This is a genomic window from Ventosimonas gracilis (genome assembly GCF_001580025.1).
Taxonomy (GTDB): Bacteria; Pseudomonadota; Gammaproteobacteria; order Pseudomonadales; family Pseudomonadaceae; genus Ventosimonas; species Ventosimonas gracilis.
The window spans coordinates 1-17,716 of record NZ_LSZO01000200.1 but is presented as its reverse complement, the minus strand read 5'-3'; the positions used below and the strand labels follow the sequence as shown (position 1 = coordinate 17,716).

18 protein-coding genes are annotated in these 17,716 nt (G+C 55.4%); 15 read left to right on the top strand and 3 right to left on the bottom strand.

The annotated features are described in order from the left end of the window. The 15 genes from AXE65_RS11455 to AXE65_RS11385 all read left to right on the top strand — a co-directional run. On the top strand, positions 1 to 1,745 hold a 1,745-nt coding region (locus AXE65_RS11455), incomplete at its 5' end, for a type II secretion system protein GspD (protein WP_204376560.1). After that, positions 1,723 to 2,571, top strand: coding sequence for a type IV pilus biogenesis protein PilP (pilP, locus tag AXE65_RS11450; protein WP_068392476.1), 849 nt, complete (start codon positions 1,723 to 1,725; stop codon positions 2,569 to 2,571). The genes AXE65_RS11455 and pilP, both read left to right, overlap by 23 nt. Then, positions 2,571 to 3,833 (top strand): type 4b pilus protein PilO2, encoded by a 1,263-nt coding sequence (locus AXE65_RS11445; RefSeq protein ID WP_068392475.1) that lies wholly within the window; start codon positions 2,571 to 2,573, stop codon positions 3,831 to 3,833. Before pilP ends, AXE65_RS11445 begins: the two co-directional genes overlap by 1 nt. Further along, positions 3,817 to 5,403 (top strand): GspE/PulE family protein, encoded by a 1,587-nt coding sequence (locus tag AXE65_RS11440; RefSeq protein WP_068392474.1) that lies wholly within the window; start codon positions 3,817 to 3,819, stop codon positions 5,401 to 5,403. Before AXE65_RS11445 ends, AXE65_RS11440 begins: the two co-directional genes overlap by 17 nt. A gap of 2 nt (positions 5,404 to 5,405) precedes the next feature. Next, complete coding sequence (locus tag AXE65_RS11435; protein WP_068392473.1) at positions 5,406 to 6,527, top strand: type II secretion system F family protein; 1,122 nt, start codon at positions 5,406 to 5,408, stop codon at positions 6,525 to 6,527. A 20-nt stretch (positions 6,528 to 6,547) separates the two neighbouring features. Beyond that, complete coding sequence (locus tag AXE65_RS11430; protein ID WP_068392472.1) at positions 6,548 to 7,165, top strand: prepilin-type N-terminal cleavage/methylation domain-containing protein; 618 nt, start codon at positions 6,548 to 6,550, stop codon at positions 7,163 to 7,165. A gap of 15 nt (positions 7,166 to 7,180) precedes the next feature. Then, positions 7,181 to 8,110 (top strand): ATPase, T2SS/T4P/T4SS family, encoded by a 930-nt coding sequence (locus AXE65_RS11425; protein ID WP_068392470.1) that lies wholly within the window; start codon positions 7,181 to 7,183, stop codon positions 8,108 to 8,110. A 5-nt stretch (positions 8,111 to 8,115) separates the two neighbouring features. Next, positions 8,116 to 8,613: a hypothetical protein gene (locus tag AXE65_RS11420; RefSeq protein WP_068392468.1), complete on the top strand. Its 498-nt coding sequence runs from the start codon at positions 8,116 to 8,118 to the stop codon at positions 8,611 to 8,613. Continuing rightward, the gene (locus AXE65_RS11415) at positions 8,601 to 9,317 is read left to right on the top strand and encodes a hypothetical protein (RefSeq protein WP_068392466.1); all 717 of its coding nucleotides are present in this window, start codon (positions 8,601 to 8,603) and stop codon (positions 9,315 to 9,317) included. Before AXE65_RS11420 ends, AXE65_RS11415 begins: the two co-directional genes overlap by 13 nt. A 25-nt stretch (positions 9,318 to 9,342) precedes the next feature. After that, entirely contained in the window at positions 9,343 to 10,386 is a 1,044-nt protein-coding gene (locus AXE65_RS11410) for a hypothetical protein (protein ID WP_153015459.1), read from the top strand. An 18-nt stretch (positions 10,387 to 10,404) separates the two neighbouring features. Continuing rightward, positions 10,405 to 11,388 (top strand): hypothetical protein, encoded by a 984-nt coding sequence (locus AXE65_RS11405; RefSeq protein WP_153015458.1) that lies wholly within the window; start codon positions 10,405 to 10,407, stop codon positions 11,386 to 11,388. Between the two features lie 87 nt (positions 11,389 to 11,475). Beyond that, positions 11,476 to 12,405, top strand: a complete 930-nt coding sequence (locus tag AXE65_RS11400) for a DUF4198 domain-containing protein (RefSeq protein WP_068392460.1) — start codon at positions 11,476 to 11,478, stop codon at positions 12,403 to 12,405. A gap of 73 nt (positions 12,406 to 12,478) precedes the next feature. Beyond that, positions 12,479 to 12,850, top strand: coding sequence for a DUF3649 domain-containing protein (locus AXE65_RS13985; protein WP_193393246.1), 372 nt, complete (start codon positions 12,479 to 12,481; stop codon positions 12,848 to 12,850). Further along, positions 12,847 to 14,958 carry a PepSY-associated TM helix domain-containing protein gene (locus AXE65_RS14215; protein ID WP_079214152.1) on the top strand — a complete coding sequence of 704 codons (2,112 nt, stop codon included), beginning with the start codon at positions 12,847 to 12,849 and terminating at the stop codon, positions 14,956 to 14,958. The genes AXE65_RS13985 and AXE65_RS14215 overlap by 4 nt, the downstream gene beginning before the upstream one ends. Beyond that, positions 14,955 to 15,302, top strand: coding sequence for a DUF3325 family protein (locus AXE65_RS11385; RefSeq protein ID WP_068392458.1), 348 nt, complete (start codon positions 14,955 to 14,957; stop codon positions 15,300 to 15,302). The genes AXE65_RS14215 and AXE65_RS11385 overlap by 4 nt, the downstream gene beginning before the upstream one ends. Before the next feature lie 43 nt (positions 15,303 to 15,345). Here AXE65_RS11385 and thiI read toward each other — a convergent pair whose 3' ends face one another. The 3 genes from thiI to AXE65_RS11370 all read right to left on the bottom strand — a co-directional run. After that, on the bottom strand, positions 15,346 to 16,797 hold the full coding sequence (gene thiI, locus AXE65_RS11380) for a tRNA uracil 4-sulfurtransferase ThiI (RefSeq protein ID WP_068392455.1): 1,452 nt from the start codon (positions 16,795 to 16,797) through the stop codon (positions 15,346 to 15,348). Positions 16,798 to 16,870: 73 nt separating this feature from the next. Beyond that, positions 16,871 to 17,236 carry a hypothetical protein gene (locus AXE65_RS11375; RefSeq protein ID WP_068392452.1) on the bottom strand — a complete coding sequence of 122 codons (366 nt, stop codon included), beginning with the start codon at positions 17,234 to 17,236 and terminating at the stop codon, positions 16,871 to 16,873. Between the two features lie 81 nt (positions 17,237 to 17,317). Continuing rightward, positions 17,318 to 17,716: transposase (locus AXE65_RS11370; protein ID WP_160330611.1), on the bottom strand; the 399-nt coding region annotated here is incomplete at its 5' end.

The window sequence follows — 17,716 nt, the reverse complement described above, 5'->3', positions numbered from 1 at the left end:
TTGTTGCAGCATTTGCCAAGGTTGTACACATTGGCTGCATGCTGCGCCTAGTCTGGCGAAATTTTGAGCAGCAGCGCGGCTCGCGTTTGAGACGGGAACAGACCCTAACCAAAAAGCGCCTGTGTAGCGCGGTTCTACTGGGTACGCTGCTGCTTGCTGGCTGCAACACCTTCAAGCAAACCGGCGATGACATCGGTCAGGACAAGCAACAAACCGACCAACTGCGCGAGCAAATGGGTGAGCGTTCACAGCCTTTTGCCGTGCTTAAACACGGTCGCGCCAAAATCGCCGGTGAAGAAATCCGCCTTAAGGAAGAAAAAGAAGAACTGCCGGAACTGTTTACTGAGCAGATCTCTTACATCACATCAGGGCAAACGCTGGAAGAGACCTTGGAGGCGCTCTCGCGGCAAATGGGTCTGCCCATCTGGCTGACCGAGTTTGCCAGCGAAGGTGCGGCGCGAAAATCTGGCAGCAGCGATGACGACGATAACCCTGGGCGTATCCCCATCCATATCCAGTACGAAGGCTCGCTGCAAGGCTTGCTCGACCAGCTCGCGCAAAGCGGCAGGCTCTACTGGCGCTATCACGAAGGTCGGGTGGAGTTCTTTTTGTATGAGACGCGGCATTTTTATGTGAATTTGCCGATGGGGCTGCATTCGGTGGAATCGAGCATCTCCAGCGCCTCTTCCGGCGGCGGGGGCGGTGAAGGCGGCGGCTCAACGCAGCAAGATACCGGCGAGCTGAAAATCAAGATGGAAGGTGTCTCGATTAACCCGTACAGCGTGGTCACTCGCGCGGTAGCGGCCATTTTGATGGAAGAAGACCAGCGCACCGATGTGTTCGGCGCTGCGGATTTTGAGGTTAAAGAACTCGAAGGCAGCAACTCGGGCAATAGCTCATCCAGCGACAGCAAAGTCAGTCGCGGCATCAATCGCGTGGTGGTCGCGCCAGAAATGGCGATGATTAGCGTAACTGCGCAGCCACAGGCGTTAGACCGCGTGGCTGATTACATCGAGCAGGTCAATCGGCGTTTTTCGCGCAACGTAATGATTGACGTCAAAATCTATGACCTGAGCCTGAACGATAGCGCCGGCTTAGGTTTTAACCTGGCCGATTTGTTTAAAAAAATGGGCAAATACGGCCTGAGTATCGTCGGTGGTGGTGATGTCAATATCATCCGCCCGCCGGGCGGCACGGAGACCACACTCAGCGCGTTTGTACGGGCGCTGTCGGATTTTGGCAAAACCTCGCTGGTGACATCCGGCCAGGTGATTGCCATCAACGGCCAACCCGCACCGCTGCAAATCGGCTCTGAAACCAGCTACATCTCATCGGTGGAAGCGCGCGAGCGCAATATCGCAGGTGGGGTCACGGTCACGGATTTCGTGCCGACCAGTGCCAAGGTCAGCACCGGCCTTACCGCCAACTTTGTGCCGCAAATGCTCGCCGATAACCGCATCTTGTTGCAGTACCAACTCACCTCGCGCTCGCTGTCGAATATGAGACCCGGCCCCAACGGTATTGAACTGCCCGAGGTCGATTCGCAAACGCTTAATCAACAGGCCTTTGTCCGCGACGGCGAGGCGATTGTGCTGTTTGGCTTTGAACGCGACAACAAACGCTTAAACGGTGATCAATCGGTATTGGCAAGCGCAAGCCGTGCTGCCAACAACGACCGCACGCTGCGTGTGATTGTGATGCAAGTATTTGGAGGTGGTGCCAATGGCAATGCAGCCCATTTGTAATCTAACGCTCGCCGCGTTGCTGGCGCTTGGCGCATCCGCCTCGCTTTGGGCGCAGGATGAACAAGGCTCAAGACGCGGCAATGGCGAAGGTCGCTCATTTGAAGGACGCGGCGAAGGCGCTCGGCAAGGCCGCCAAGGCGCAGAAAACCGCGCGCCACGTGACGAAGGCCAGCCAGTTGCTCGCCGCAATCGTAATGATGGCGACCAAGACAGCAGCCCGCCGCGCACGCAAACGCCTGCCGTGCCGCTGCCAGCCGCGGTGGAACATTCCTGGCTGGATGAAATCGCCGAGCTGGAAGTGCAAACCACGCTGCTGGAAAAGCGCGACGACCTCGCCTCAAGGCGTATCGATTCGCAAATCCGCCTGAAACAAAAGCGCACCGAACTGGATGCTTTGGAGCGCGAAAGCACCGATGAAATGCTCGCTTACCTGCCGCAAGTGGTTTCGGTGATCGGCAGCAAAGGCAAATACCAGTGCCAATTGTTCTTCCCCTCCGGGCGCACCAGCTATGCGCGCGCCGGTGACACCATTGCCCCGGGCGTGCGCGTGAAATCCATTTCCCCGTCCGGCGTGGAGGTAGATGTGCTGATGGGCGAGCGCCGTCAGGTGCCGCTTGGCTTTGTCAGCCTCGCCGAGCGGCGCGGCGAAGCCGAAGGCGCGGGCAAGGGCGAGAACAGTAATGTCACTCCGGGCGAGTTCTTCCGCAATATCTTTGGCCCGCGGCAGCCAGGCGCGGCAGGCGGCGCACCAGCCCGTCCCGCAGCGGCGGCACCGGCTGGCGCAAGAGCCGCAGGCGCACGCGGCGCTGGCAACGGTGGCAACTGATGGCCACCTTGCACTGCGCTGAACAGGCGCTGGCAGTGGGCATTGACTGGGCTTTTGTCGAGGATAAAAGCGAGGTCAAAGCGCAGCTTAAACAAGCCACTGGCAAACAGTATGTGGTCGCCAGCAGCGACGAAGGCATGCTGCTGGGTTTGAGCGAGGCCGACAAAGCTGCCAAAAACCGCACGGCGGCAGGCCTATTGGTCGGTAAATTGCTGCCCGATGCCATCGTCTATGAAGCACTTGACCAAGAGCGCATCTGGGTTTGCGCGGTGCGCGGCGGCCTGCCGCTGCCGGGCATGGATAAAGTCACCGATGCGGGCGAGGCGCTGCAAGTGGTGGCCGATGTGCGCACCTACGCACATACGCCCGTAACAGTGGTCGGCTCTCATCCAGAGGCGAGCATGACACTGGCCGCGCTGATGGAGCAGGTCGAGCCTTCCATGCTCGCCAGTTGCAAACTGCGCAAAGCCAGTGATGGCGAACGCACCAAGTTCTACGGCGTGCTGGCAATGGCTTTTTGCCTGATCGCCTGGGGCATTTGGGAATTTAGGCCGCAGACCGATGAGCTGGATGAAGACTATGACGAAATCGTCCATGAAACAGGCGGTGCAGCCGAAGCCGATGACCGAAGCCGCGACCAGCAACTGATAAAGCAGGCGCGGCAAAAATTTCTGCAACGACCGGATATGGCGAGCGTTACCGCCTTGTGGGCGGATGTACTCAATCGCCTGCCCTACGCGGTCGGCGGCTACCGTCCGGCTTTGACCGAATGTCGCAATCACCAGTGCATGCTGCAATGGAACTGGCGTGCCGCGCAGTTTGAGCGCCAATATCTGGATTTACTGCCCGGCGAGCGCCAGCCCAGCAAAAACCCTGGCGAATACATCCGCCAGGTGCAAACCCGTATCCCGCTGCGTAGCGCCGGTACGCGCGAATTGCGCGGCATCACTGTTGATGAAATGGATAACTGGGCGATTGACTTGATCACCCAAGTGACCCGCGCCGGTGGCCGTGCGGATATTTTGCCGCCCAATCAAGCGGTCAATGTCAGCCTGCCGCCGCTGCGCGAGCGCGGACAGCCGCGCAGCCAGCTGATCGGCCATGAAGGACGCATCACCGTGATGGCCTCCGGCTGGGGGAATATCCAAAGCGTGTTTTCCGTCCTCGCCCAGCAGGACCTTATCCCCGAACGCGCCGTGTTCAATATCAACGGTTCCACCATCGGCCTACAAATGGAAGCGAAATATGTCGTCCCAAACTGAAAAACCGGGGCTAATCAGCTCGCTGGCGCAGGTGCCAGTGGGTGAGTTGACCGCCAAAGGCTTTCCCGCCGAATGGCTCGATCGCTTTGCCGTGCTGATGCACGGCGGCGCGGCCACGGTGCTTACCGTAAGCGAGGCGATGGGCAGCGCGGCGATGTTTGAAATCCGCCGCCGGCTGAGCGAACAGGGCGCAGAAGCGGTCAAGTTTTTGCCCACGACAGAAGAAATCATCAAGCTCTTGCACGAGCGGCAAAAAACCGCGCAGTTGTTAAGTCAGGATACCGGCGAGGACACTTCGACCGAAAAACTGGTACAGGATTTAGTCGATGATGCGGTCAGCAAAGGCGCATCGGATATTCATATCGAGACCAAAACCGACCATGCCGCCTTGTATTACCGGGTCAACGGCACACGCATTTTAATCAGCAATATCTCCTTTGAATCCGCCAGGGCCATGGGCGTGGTGCTCTATTCGGTACAGGCCGATGCCACCTCCAAAGACGTCACCTGGGATCCGCAGCAAGTGATGGACAGCGCCATTGAACACCGCACCACCGATGGCAAGCAGGTGCAATTGCGTTTTTCCTCCGCGCCGATTTTCCCTTCGGGCAATTTCCATATCGTGATCCGTGTGCTGGTGCTCGAATCCAGCCAAATTGGCCTGCATGAACTCGGCTACACGCAAGAGCAACTTAACGCGCTGTCGGCCATGACCACGGATCTTTCCGGCATGGTCGTGTTATGCGGGCCTACCAACTCGGGCAAAAGCACCACCATGCAGGCGCTGATGGCCAATATCCACGCAAGGCGCGGTGAAACCATCAAGATGATTACGGTCGAAGACCCGGTCGAATACATCATCGACGGTGCGTGCCAAATTGGCGTTGCCAGAAAGCGCAAAACCACCGCCGATGAGCGCACCGGCAACGCCTTTACCACCTTTTTACGTGGCACGCTGCGACAAGACCCGGACGTGGTCATGGTCGGGGAAATCCGCGACATCGACTCGGCCTCGGTGGTTAAAGACCTGGTGCTGGCCGGACGCAAGCTGATTACCACGCTGCATACCTATTCGGCGCTCTGGGCGTTTGTTCGTCTGCGCGAGCTGCAAGTACCGATGGAACTGATGACCATGCCCGGCTTTATCTCGGGGATTGTCTATCAACGCTTGGTACCGGTGCTCTGCCCGGATACCTCGATCGCCTTTGATGAAGCCGCCCACACACTACCTGCGGATTTGGTCGCACGGGTACGCAAGGTCTGCCACAACGACACCCACGGCGTGCGCCTGCGCGGCAAAGGCGGTCGCAACGGCACCGGCATTGTTGGACGCACCGTCTGCGCCGAGTTTGTCGTTCCCGACCGCAAGCTCCTGGCGCTGGTCGCAGAGCAACGCTTTTTGGAAGCCGAACAGTATTGGCACCAGATGGAGCATTTATCGGTCGATGGCATTGGCGTAGGCGTTTTGGCGCACGGCATCCAAAAAATGCGCAGAGGCCAACTCGATCCGCGTGACCTCGAAGTCAATATCGCAAGGCTGGACAGCCTGTACGAACCCACGGCGCATTAGCAATGCAATCAGTCATCCACCTAAAACATCGCTTTTCCAAACTGCAAACCTTGTTGCAAAGGCTGCACGCCAACGCCTGCGAAGCAAGCCAGCGGCTGCGTCTTTCCAGCCAGCGGCGCAGTGATTTTTACGAGCTACTCGGCAACTTTGTCGCCGATGGCCTGCCGCTGTTTGAGGCTTTAAGCGAGCTGGACAAGCAATACAAGAAAACCGGCGAACCCAGCGCGCTGTTAAGCAGCGTGGCGCTACTGCGCATTCGCGGAGGACAAGGCGGCAAGGCTTATACCTTTGGCCAGGCGCTTTCAGGCTATGTGCCGGTGGTCGAAGGCATGGCCATCAGCAGCGGTGAAGAGGCGGGCAGCCCCGCCGAAGGTTTGCACAAAGCGGCACAAATTGCCCGCAGCAACGGGCAAATCATGGGCACCATCCGCGAGGAACTGACCTACCCGCTGTTTTTATTTGCCGTTTTTGCTTTGGTCATGATGGGCATCGGCAACTATGTGATTCCGCTGTTTTCCGAAGTATTGCCCGAGCACCAATGGCCGCCGGTCGCCCGCTACATGGCGGCGCTGGCCGCCGCAACGCCAACACTTTTAGTGGGCTTTGCCGTATTGATCAGCAGCACGCTCGGCTTTTACTTCTGGCAGCGCAGTAATTGGACGCACAGCATCCGCAAACAGTTTGACCGCTGGCTGTTCCCGTGGACGCTGCACCGGCGCATTACCGGTGCGCTGCTGTTAAGTTCCATGTCCACCCTGATCCATATCGGTGTGCCGTTCTCGCAAATTTTGGAGCGCATGGCACTGTCCTCCGGCAAATGGGAGGCGATGCACCTGGCGCGGGTGCGCAATCGCATGCGCCGTGGCATGCGCGAGGGCGATGCCTTGGCGACCGATTTATTCGATGAAGACATGCGCTGGCAAATCACCCTGTACGGACGCATGACCAATTTTTCCGAAGGCTTGACCAAGCTCGCCGAACGCTCCATCGAAAACACGCAAAAAGCCATTAAAAGCAGTTTTGGCGTGTTTCGCGTAGGACTGATGGTCGGCATCGCCGGTTTGATTGCCTGGGTTTATACCGCCTTTTTGTCCATCACCATGATGGCTAAATCCTTGACCTGACGCTTATAAGAGGACTTTTTATGAAATCCATCACAGCCCGCCGTCAACGCGGCGTCACCTTAACCGAAACCCTGCTGGTGCTGGGTGTTGCCGCTATTTTGGCGGCTGCCGCCTACCGCGCTTACGCGGTCGCCAATAACGATGCACGCAATAACGATTTAAGCAACGGCACGCTCGCCTTGGTCGGCAAAATCAAGCAAGTTTGGGGAACCGATGGCAACTACAGCGGTATCGATGGCAACGATGCCGCCGATGCACTGTTTAACTCCGGCGTGCTGCCTTCGCAGTTTCGCCGCGAAGGCAAGGGCAACAGCGCCAAAATCAAGGACTTGCACGGCTACGACGTAAGCTTTAACGGCATAGAAGGCGCCTTTGCCATTGGCTTTACCAACCTGTCCAAAGAGGCTTGCGTATTGCTCGCCAGTGCCTTGTCCGGCGTCGCGCACAGCGTCTACGTAGGCCGCGCCCGCGCCACCACCAACAGCGCGAGCGGCACTATCAATGTCGCCGGTGGCAAGGAATACAAAGGCCCGAATATCGATACCGATTCTGGCCTCGACAACACCGCGCTATCCGATACCGCAGGTTGCGGTGTCTCTTCCGCCGCCAACCGCAAGCTGATTGCGCTGATTCGTTAAGACAGGGATAGCCGCATGTTAAGAGAATTTTCTGACATCCATATCAAAGTCGGCGATTTGCCGCAGTCACTGGTCTACCCCGGCCCGCGCCTGGCACCCGCCGAATGCTTGGCGCAACTTGCCGAAGTCGAGCAAAAGTGCGAGCAAGACTGCCCACTGGATGACTTCACCTTAAGCCTTGGCAATATCACCTGGCGCGGTCGGCGCGACCGCTTGACCGTTGATGGCCTTTGGTATCGGCTGCGCAAAATGCCGGAAGTCGCGCCCTCGCTGGATACCTTGCCCTCGCCCTTGCCCACCATGGCGCGCGAGATGCTGCTCGCGCCGTCACTCACCAGCGGCGGGCTGATTTACCTGTGTGGCGGTGCCGGTTCCGGTAAAACCACCACGGCATCCGCCACAGTAGTGTCACGGCTGCAAAAATTTGGCGGTATCGCCTACACCATTGAAGACCCGCCAGAAATGCCGCTTAACGGCTGGCACGGCGAGGGCTACTGCTCGCAAACCAGCGTGGCCGGGGAAACCGCCAGTGACTGGGCGGAATCCTTCCGTGGGGCGCTGCGCTCACAACCGGCCTCGACCCATCAGATCTTGTTTGTCGGCGAAATCCGCAACGCGGAAAGCGCCATTGCCATGCTGCGCGCCGCCAGCAACGGCTTTTTGGTCATAGCTACAGGCTTCGGCACGGACGTGGTTTCCGCGGTGGACGCGCTCGCCAAACTGACCGGTGCCAACGCGGCAACCTTCGCCAATATGCTGCGGCTGGTGCTGCATCAGCGCCTGTCCGGCGGGCAAATGCAGATCAGCATGCTCGCCTCGCCGTCGTCCACAAGCCCAGTTGCCGCGCGTATTCGCGCAGGTCAATACGTGCACCTTGCCAACGACATTGAGCACCAGCAAATCCAGATGTCGCGCGGCATTAACCCGCTGGCGCAAGCAGGCTAAATGCCATGTTGATGCAGATTGTCTTTGCCATGATGCTGATGGTCACCACCGTGTTTGTAGTGGTCTCCATCGACCGCGAAAACCCGCCAGCAGCACGTATTGCCCGCCAGCAGGTGGACAACATGCGCGGCTTTGCGCTGGCGGTAGACCGCTTTGTCAGCCATAACTTGGGCTACCAAGGCGTAGTCACCTGGAGCGGCCACGGCGGCACGCCCGCGCTGCGTGACGCCAAATCCACCCCGCACAGTCTGCGCGGCGTGGTACTGCCCCGCGACTGGTACGCCGTGCTGCAAGAAGAGGGCGAATACATCCTCTGTATGCAAAACGTCAACGCCGAAGGCATCGCCCTGCTCGGGCAAAACTTCCCCAGCACCATTACCCCCGGCATCGTCCCCTTGCAAGGGCGCAGAGCCGCCGTGGTGTTTAGCCACCCCAATGACTTTGTACGCAGCAGCCAAGGCGAGGCCAAGGCTAAACAATGGATAAACCAATGCAATTTTTAGGCTATGTTCCCAAATCCGAGCGCGGCGTTACCCTGCTCGAAGCCTTGCTCGCCACCGCCATTGCCGCGCTGATGCTAGGTACGCTGATGCAACTGTTGTCGGACTCGCAAACCGAACTTCGTGCCAAAAACATCGCCGACCAAATCCAAAACTTCCAGCGCGTCGCCGCGCACTACTACCAAGCCAACCGCTCGCAAATCATGCAAGCGATGGAAAACGACAGTAACGGCGAAGCCGGTGAATATTGCCGGGTTAATCTGGATAAAAACGGCAAAGGCGGCACCCCTGCATTTGATTTAAAGAAAAACACCTGCATGATTGATGCAAGCCTTTTACAAGCCCGCCGCTTATTACCCGAACGCGGCACCCATAAAACCGCACACGGTGAAAAACTGGTTGCCATCTTTAAACGCCGTTATGACGACGATAAAGACATCTTGACGCAAGATGTCGAAATGCTGGTATTAACCGTGCTGGATAAAAAGGGGGGTGGTTATACCCGCAATAAAGCGCGTTTTGCTGAAAGCAGCTCCATTGCCAACTATATGGGCGCAACCGGCGGCGTACTGCCCGACCAAGACCGCGGCAAATGTATTGTCGATAAATCCAAAGGCTTATTTGAGGTCTGCGGCAACGGCTGGAAACTGGATTTACAGGATTTTTTGGATAACTCACAACTAAGCAGCTTTCGCGCAATGCTATAGAGCGCTTTTGTCAGGAAGATACAAGATGAACGATTTATTTAAATTAAAAGCGCCCTCCCCCCTCCCCCACAAATGGGAGAGGAGCCGGAAGACAGGCTTGGCAACGGCAATACTCCTCAGTCTTTTTTGTACTTCATCAATCGCCGACGGCATTGTTGTGGTACCGGCAAAAGCCGCTGGCTACTTATATAACCCCGATGCCAATGACAGTAATATCGATGAAATCAGCTTGCATCTGATTAAAGAAGGCGGCTTTACCAACTACCGCATTGAATCCGACCCACCGGGGCTACTTTGTGATGAAAGCTGCCCGGAAACGGTGCAGCGATTGCCCGCTGGCAAAGTCACTTTAATCATTAGCGGCAACAAACCATTTCCATTACTAAAAATACCCCTGCGTGGCGTTTGGACAGAAGGCTGCGATGATTTAAAAAATGAAACCGACAAGTGTGTGATGAATTTAAATGAAACCAATTCACGGGTTACATTAGAAGTTGATCCTAATGTTCAAGCGGGCACCATCATGCCTCTGCCGGACGGCAGCATGGACGTTATGTTTATCTATGCCGATAGTTCACGCGGTCATGCCCTGGTTGCCGCACATACACAACTGGCCAAGAACAGATCTTGGCTAGACGCTGATTTAACTCGCCTCAGCACAAGAAATAAATACGGCATAAACGATCCGGCAGACGGGACAAGCAATAGCACAAAACTGGTAAACCTGGGATCTGAAGCCGCCTCTTATTGCCATAACTTAAATAGTAACAGTGGTTGGTATTTGCCCGCCCGAAAAGAAATTGAGCCGCTAACCAAACAGGCGCTTGATAAAATTCACGGCCTGGAAAGCAACGGAGACAGTGCCCGCTTATGGACTTCAACAGAAGCCAACATAGGCACCAATAAAGGTGGTAAAACAGTTTATTTCGAGGCCATGTCTTTTAATACTGCAAACGCAACCATAGTCTCAAACTCAGATTATTTTAGATGTCCCACGGATGCTGCCAGCACCAGCCAGTGTGATATTTATCGCTATCAAGTACTTTGCGTTAAGCGCCTGCACTTGTAATCGTTTAATGGAGCGGTTATGTCAAGAAGTTTATTAGCTGTTTTCTTGTTTTTGCCTTTGTCGTTTGCACAAGCGGCGCCCGATATTAGCCCGGTGCCTGGTAGTGGTGCCGCCTATCTTTATTTTCCTGGAGAGGCCGAAGGTAGAGTCAAGCTCAGCATCGTCAAAGAATTTGCCAATATGCTACAAGACCGCTATGAAGTTTATTACACACCAAGAAATGGACGTGAAATACTGCTCTGCAGCGCTGATGAGGATAGCTGTGAAAAGCTGCTACCCGCCGGGCAAGGGCGATTGTTTATTAAAGGCTTTTATGACCCTGCCAATAAACTGCCGATCAACATGGCAAAATTTACTGGCAGTTGTTCTACCATCGGCGCTCGCTGCACGTTAAACCTTAAAACAACCGGTAAAGAAACCGTGCGCATTACTACCGGTTGCAATGCCTCTGAATACAGCGTTATCCAATTGGGTGATAACAATAATAGACCAGCGGCGCTCTGTGTTGGACTCAGCCCTGATGGAAAAAGTTACTTGCTCGCCGCTCACAAAAACATCCGCACCGAGATGATGCCCAAAAGCAGCAAAGATAAGCAGGGGTTTAACGATGCACAAAATGGCATGGAAAATACCAAAATCATGCTTAATAAGTGGAATAACAATGATGCACGGCAAAACAGATCGGCGGCACATTATTGCCAGCAACTCGCCTTAGGCCAAGGGAACTTGCGATTTGATGGATGGTATGTGCCTGCCGAGCGTGAGCTAAATTTGGTATTGAGCGGCTGGGATGCCGCCAATCAAAGTTTTATTATTCCAAAAAGTACCGATGGCTATTGGAGTTCCACCGAGTCCACTTCCAATAGCGGCGGCGGCCGCGGGAGCAGTGAACCTAATTATAGGGTCAGGACCATGGATTGGAATAACAACAGCAAACGAACCATTGACCGCGACAGCACCGATTTGCGCAGCGTTATCTGTGTTTATAGAGTTTCCGTTTAACTCAAGGATGAGCAACTTAATCAATTTGGCCTGACTACCAAGAAACCACCCTACCCCTTTATTGATCTTTAATTGGAGATACTTGCCATGCAACGCTTTAAACCCAAAACCTTTTTACTGCCGGCACTGGCGGCATTTTGTATGCCTGCCCTTGCCCATTCGCCTTATTTATTGCCGGGTAATGTGAAAACCCGTTCCGTATTAAGCGTGGAAGCGGCCTTAACCGATAATCTGTTTTTGCCGGATATGGCCTATGGCAATCATGGCTTTAGCTTTACCACGCCAAGCGGCAAAACGGAAAAAATCCCCGATGAAGCCGTTTTTACGCTGCCTACCCGCACCATTATGGAATACAAATTAACCGATCCCGAAGCGGGTACTTATCGAGTAACCGCAGGGCCGCGTATTAGTCAATCGCGTAGTTGGGAGATAAACGGGGAAACCAAACGCAGCCGCGACCCCAATGAAGCCATACCCGAAGGCGCGGTATTAAAAAGCAATAGCGAAAGCCATGCTTCTTTGGATGTCTATATCACCGTTGGCAAAGCAGAAACGCCCAGTATTCCCAAAGCAAGCGGTCAAGGCCTGGAGTTTGTACCCATTACTCATCCCAATCAATTAACCGTCGCTGGCGTTTTTGAGTTTGTGGTGCAGTTCAATGGCAAACCCTTGGCCGGGCACGATGTCAGTATCAGTTATTCAAACCGCGATTATTCCGGTAAAAGCAGCCGCGCTTCGGTAAAAACCGATGCTTCCGGCAAAGCCCGTTACAAACTGGATAAGCCCGGCCTTTATATGGCATCCGTCCGTTTTAGTGAAGAAGGGGCGGTTTCTGCCGATAAGCCCAATCTCAGCTATAGCAAAACCCTGACCTTTAATGTCACCGCGCCAAGTGAATCTGCCAAAGGAGAGGGGCGCGCTGAAGGTCAAGGCCGTGGTCAAGGCGGCCGTGAAGGTGGCCAGCGGGGTGAACGCGGTGAAGGGCGCGGCGAGGGAAGAATGCAGCGCCAGCAATAATCGTTTTTGGCTTTTCCACCCCTCGCCCGCTTGCGGGAGAGGGGGAAAGCCCGCTTGTTAAAAAGGAAGTGTTATGCGTATCCCCTTAAGCTTGCCGCCACTTAGTGCATTGGCACAGTCGCTGCGGCCATCACCGATGCTGCGCTACCGCCTGGATGTCGCCTCGCGGGCGTTGGTTGCCATTGTCGGCGGTTATTTTTTGGCCGGAGCCAGCGCCGCGTTACTGGTGCGACTGCTGATTTGGCTGGACGTGGCGCGTAACACGGCAACCACGTCCGGCCCGATGTTCGCTTTTACCATGATGGTGGTTGCCGCCATTTATGTCTTTGGCTGTCGTAGCACGCGGCGCGCCTGGCTGGGCGTTGCGCTGCCCGCAGTGCTTTGTTACACACTGGCCTGGTGGCTTATTCCAGAGGCTGGCGCAAGTGGAGGGCCCGTACGATGAGACCTGATGGAAAGCCCGAAGGCCCGCGCCAGTCGATGTCCTGGCTGCATACCTACAGCGGATTGCTACTGGGCTGGCTGTTGTTTGCCATTTTCTTTACCGGAACCCTTAGCTACTTTCGTACCGAAGTAAACGACTGGATGCGCCCGGAGCTGCACCAGTCGGTTTACCGGGAAGAACATTCGGTGCCGATGGCACTTGCCCTATTGCAAGAACGCGCGCCCGATGCCTCAAGCTGGACGATTGGCCTGCCCTCGCCACGCAGTCTTGCCATGAGCCTTTCGTGGAGCAATGCCGGGCAAGCCAATAACCAGGGTCGTGGCGGCAATCGCTTGATCATTGATGCGGCGACCGGCGAAGAATTAAAGCCGCGCGAAACCCGTGCCAGCGGCTTTTTTTACCGTTTTCACTTTGAACTGCACGGCGTTACCCGTACTCAAGGGCGCTTAATCGTTGGTATTGCCACGCTTTTTATGTTTGTGGCGATTATCAGTGGCGTGATTACCCATAAAAAAATCTTTACCGACTTTTTTACCTTCCGCCCGAAAAAAGGCCAGCGCTCCTGGTTGGATGCGCATAACGCGACCGCCGTATTAGCGCTGCCCTTTCATATCATGATCACCTTTAGCGGCCTGTTATTGATTGCCGGCACTTTATTGCCGTCTTGGGGTTATCCGGGATTTGGCCGTGATGTGAACTATTTTTCCAGCAGCAATAACGCACGCGGTGGTGGCGGCGAACGTGGTGCCATGCAACAAGGCCGCGGCGGTCAACAGCAACAAGGCCAACGACAAGAGCGCGCTGGCGCAGGCACTAATGAACGCGGAGGATCATTCGCCGCTGAAGGCCAAGGTCGTGCGCAGCAACCAGGCCAAGGCGGCGGACGCGGCAATGAAGGCAGGCCCTTTGCTGGCGGCGAAGGCCGCGGCGGGCAAGGCGCAAGGGAAGCTAATGCCGCACCGCCGGTGCCACTGGAAAAAGCGCCGATGGTTTCCATCAGCCGACTACTGACTGAAGCGAGCCAGCAATTTCCCACCTATGGCATCGGCAGTATCACTATCAATAACCCCGGCACGGTGCAGGCGGTGGCGGTATTTAGCGAAGGTCAAGGTGATACTGATGTCGCGGGCGGTGGTGGCCGCGGTGGGCGAGGTGGCAAAGCGGTGCGCTTTAATGCGGTCAGCGGCGAACTGATAGAAGTCACCAAAGCCAATCCATCGACGGCGTCTTTTATCAGCAGAACCAGCAGCCTGCTAAGAACCCTGCATGAAGGGCGCTTTGCCGGGCCGGTGTTTCGCTGGCTGCTGTTTTTAAGCGGCGTTTTAGGCACCTTTATGGCCGCTTCCGGCATGGTGCTGTGGGTGGTTAAACGTATGCCGGAACGCCGCAAGCTGGGCAGAACTCCGATCAGCCATCGGCTAGTGGAAATCCTCAATATCGCGGCGATTGCCGGGCTTTGTATCGCCATAGCTACGCTGTTTTGGATGAACCGCCTGCTGCCCGCCGATATGCAAGGGCGCGGCGACTGGGAAATCGACGGCTTTTTTATCGCTTGGCTTGCGAGCGCGGTACATGCGCTGGTGTTTTCCCTGTTCTGCACACAGCGCACGGTGTGGATGCAGCAAATGGCGGTTGCCGCGCTGATGTACGCACTGCTGCCGATACTCAACCCGCTAACCGGTGGCGCTTCGTTGCTGCATAGCCTTTGGTACGGGCAGTGGAGCATCCTCTATGTGGATTTGATTTTGCTGGGGATGGCGAGCATGCACGGCGCTATCCTCTGGTGGCTGCTGCGAAAACCGGTACAAGCGCCTGCCAAAGCGCCACGCAAAGCCCCCAAAGCCGCACCAGGCGATAACGCCCCAGCGGGAGCCGATGGCAGCGCACCCGCGCCAGTGCGGCGCAAGCCGCCGAAAGCGCCACCGATTCCAGCGCCGGTACCGGCCTTGGCACAGGCCGAAGATCAACCGCCAGAAGCCGCGCGCCGCAAACCCGCCAAAGCGCAGCCCTCAGCAAGCGCAGAAACCGAACGGGCACCCGCCGGTGGCTTGCTGGCAGCGGGAGCACTTGCGCCGGTGCTGCAAGCTCCATTGGAGAATGACTCATGATGGTAGTAATCGCGGTATGGGCGCTGGCGTTTGCAGGCTTTACCCTGCTCGCCGCCGACATGAAGCACAAAAAAGAACTCGGCAGCGCCGCGTTCAGCGCCCGCCAGCTTTTATGCTGCCAGGTGCTGGGCACTGGGCTACTGCTGCTTTCCATCCTGCCCTGTCTGTTTCGTTGGAGTTTCTTGGCGACCGCGCTGTCGGCCTGGATTAGCCTGATCGGCTTTGCCGCCATCACACTGGGATTGCTCTTTACTTATGCCCCCCGTGCCATCGCCTATCTGAAATTTGCCGTGGGCGTGGTAGGCATCGCCAGCGCCCTGCTGCTGCCCGCCAAAGCCGACTGAAACAGATTAATGCCGCCCCTCTCGCGCAAGCGGGCGAGGGGCTTTAAGGTCGATAAACGCGCACATTGCTGTGTCCTTCGGCCAACAGGTGCGCCGCGTGCAGACGGCTCATCTGGCCTTTGTCGCAGTACAGCAGGTACTGGCGAGCCGGGTCGAGCTTGGCAAAGGAGGAATTAAGCGCAAAAAACGGCAGCGCTTTGACCTCAATGCCCGCAAGTTGCAGCGGCGCGGCTTCGGCTTGGTCGGGATGACGGATGTCGAGCACGATATGCCCAGGCAAGGCGCGGCTTAATGCTTCGACCGCCAACTCTTCTCCCGCACCGTCCAATACATGGTCAATGGCGGTTTGTGTCGCGCGTTGTACGGCCTGATCGAGCAGGGCAAAATCAAAGCGTTTTTCTTCATGTTCGATACGTTCCACTTTAACCCGCGTACTGGGATTGACCGAAATCACCCCGCAGTATTCCGGCATATGACGGGCAAACTGCGCCGTGCCGATGCGCTCGGCGGTATCGATAATGTCTTGTTTATGCTGCGCAATCAGCGGCCGCAGTAGCAGTTTTTCGCTCGCCTTATCGATCGCGGCCAGATTGGCGAGCGTCTGGCTGGATACTTGCGAGACCGCCTCGCCAGTGACCAGCGCGTCAATGCTCAGCTTGTCTGCAATCTGGCTCGCCGCGCGCAGCATCATGCGTTTGAGCACCACGCCCATATGACGGTCATCGACCTTGCTTAAAATCTCGCCCAGCACCTGCTCAAAAGGCACCGAGATAAACAGCACGCGGTGCGAGCGCCCGTAGCGGTTCCACAGGTAATGGGCGACTTCCATCACGCCCAGTTCATGCGCCCGCCCGCCCAGGTTAAAAAACACAAAGTGGCTGAGCAGCCCACGGCGCATCATCTGAAAAGCCGCAACGGTGGAATCAAAACCGCCGGACATCAGCACCAGACATTGATCCACCGCGCCCAGCGGGTAGCCGCCCAAACCCTGATAGCCGCGGGCAATCAAAAACAACCGTGCCGCGCGAATTTCCAGTTTGATTTCAACCTCAGGTGCCTTAAGCGATACACCGGCTGCGCCGCATTCATCCAGCAGACGACTGCCGACATAACGCTCAACGTCCATCGAACTAAACCCATGCTTGCCAATACGCTTGCAGCGCACCGCAAAGGTTTTGCCTTTTAGTTGCAAGGCGTAATGCTCAAGGCAACGTGCAGCAATATCGTCAAGATGCTCAAACGGGTATTCGCAAACTTGCAGAAACTGGCCGATACCGGGCGTCTCGCGCAGCCTTTGAATGATCGCGTCAAGAATGCTTGGGGCGGTTTCTGGCGTTTGCAATTCCAGATTATCCCAACTGCCTTCGAGTGAAAAATTCGGCGTAATCTCGCGCAGCAGATGACGGATATTTTTGGATAACTGCCGAATAAACTGCTTACGCACCGGACGGCTTTTAACGGTAATCTCGGGAAAAACTTTGATAATGAGTTTCATAAAAAAGTCAAAGCATCAAGGCTCATCATAAAAACGCGCAGCCGCTACTTCCACCGGGCGCTAATCGCTGTGATTAAAGCTGGCCTCTTTTAAACCTCACCGAACAATCCAGACCGGCTGATATGGAATCCCTCATAATCTCCATTTTTTCCGTTTCACTGGCACTATCTATCGCTTTCAGTTGCGCCAACGAGTATTTTTTCTTGATGCCAGCCAATGTACACAGACACATTTTCTCCAGATTCGCAGTGCTGATATCCGCCTTACCTTCGTATTGCTTTACACAACTGCGTATAAATTCTTTTTCAAACGGATCTTGGGCAACAGTCGTTGTTTTTGCCGTTTCAGTGCTTTGCGCTGTTTTTGCGTTTGCTTCTTTCTTCTCTGAACAGCCCACCGCCAGCAGTAACAAAGCGCTCATCAATAAAATCTTTTGCATGGTTTTCCTTAAGATTAAGAGCGCGACACTTTATGGAAAGACTATCGTTATTACAATATACTAAATTTTCATGAAGTAAAGTCACATTTTTATATATAGGCATTCTGGCTGCCTGAAGAAGGATTTGACGAGTTCAGGTAATTTTTGAATGCGATGCAAAACACTCAATGCAAGTTCTTTCATTCCGTCTTTGTTCTGCACCAGTCTTCTTGAAATATGGCGTTTGACATGTGCCCATACCACCTCATCCGGGTTCAATTGCGGTGCGTATGGAGGAAGAAAGAACAGTTTTAATTTTCCTTCTGTTTTACTTACAAAATCATTGACCTTTTTTGATCGATGAACAGGATGCCCATCAACAATAAGAAAAACCGGATTTTCTGCCCCAACCAATAATCGCTTGAGAAATTCAATAAACACTGGCGCAGTGGTTGTACCATCATTGAGCATAAAGCGCATTTTCCCGCTTGGGCTAATGGC

What these genes read in the sequence shown, in the direction of transcription:
- pilP (WP_068392476.1), top strand. Translation starts at nt 1,723, where the DNA reads ATGGCAATGCAGCCCATTTGTAATCTAACGCTCGCCGCGTTGCTGGCG.
- AXE65_RS11445 (WP_068392475.1), top strand. Translation starts at nt 2,571, where the DNA reads ATGGCCACCTTGCACTGCGCTGAACAGGCGCTGGCAGTGGGCATTGAC.
- AXE65_RS11440 (WP_068392474.1), top strand. Translation starts at nt 3,817, where the DNA reads ATGTCGTCCCAAACTGAAAAACCGGGGCTAATCAGCTCGCTGGCGCAG.
- AXE65_RS11435 (WP_068392473.1), top strand. Translation starts at nt 5,406, where the DNA reads ATGCAATCAGTCATCCACCTAAAACATCGCTTTTCCAAACTGCAAACC.
- AXE65_RS11430 (WP_068392472.1), top strand. Translation starts at nt 6,548, where the DNA reads ATGAAATCCATCACAGCCCGCCGTCAACGCGGCGTCACCTTAACCGAA.
- AXE65_RS11425 (WP_068392470.1), top strand. Translation starts at nt 7,181, where the DNA reads ATGTTAAGAGAATTTTCTGACATCCATATCAAAGTCGGCGATTTGCCG.
- AXE65_RS11420 (WP_068392468.1), top strand. Translation starts at nt 8,116, where the DNA reads ATGTTGATGCAGATTGTCTTTGCCATGATGCTGATGGTCACCACCGTG.
- AXE65_RS11415 (WP_068392466.1), top strand. Translation starts at nt 8,601, where the DNA reads ATGCAATTTTTAGGCTATGTTCCCAAATCCGAGCGCGGCGTTACCCTG.
- AXE65_RS11410 (WP_153015459.1), top strand. Translation starts at nt 9,343, where the DNA reads ATGAACGATTTATTTAAATTAAAAGCGCCCTCCCCCCTCCCCCACAAA.
- AXE65_RS11405 (WP_153015458.1), top strand. Translation starts at nt 10,405, where the DNA reads ATGTCAAGAAGTTTATTAGCTGTTTTCTTGTTTTTGCCTTTGTCGTTT.
- AXE65_RS11400 (WP_068392460.1), top strand. Translation starts at nt 11,476, where the DNA reads ATGCAACGCTTTAAACCCAAAACCTTTTTACTGCCGGCACTGGCGGCA.
- AXE65_RS13985 (WP_193393246.1), top strand. Translation starts at nt 12,479, where the DNA reads ATGCGTATCCCCTTAAGCTTGCCGCCACTTAGTGCATTGGCACAGTCG.
- AXE65_RS14215 (WP_079214152.1), top strand. Translation starts at nt 12,847, where the DNA reads ATGAGACCTGATGGAAAGCCCGAAGGCCCGCGCCAGTCGATGTCCTGG.
- AXE65_RS11385 (WP_068392458.1), top strand. Translation starts at nt 14,955, where the DNA reads ATGATGGTAGTAATCGCGGTATGGGCGCTGGCGTTTGCAGGCTTTACC.
- thiI (WP_068392455.1), bottom strand. Translation starts at nt 16,797, where the DNA reads ATGAAACTCATTATCAAAGTTTTTCCCGAGATTACCGTTAAAAGCCGT.
- AXE65_RS11375 (WP_068392452.1), bottom strand. Translation starts at nt 17,236, where the DNA reads ATGCAAAAGATTTTATTGATGAGCGCTTTGTTACTGCTGGCGGTGGGC.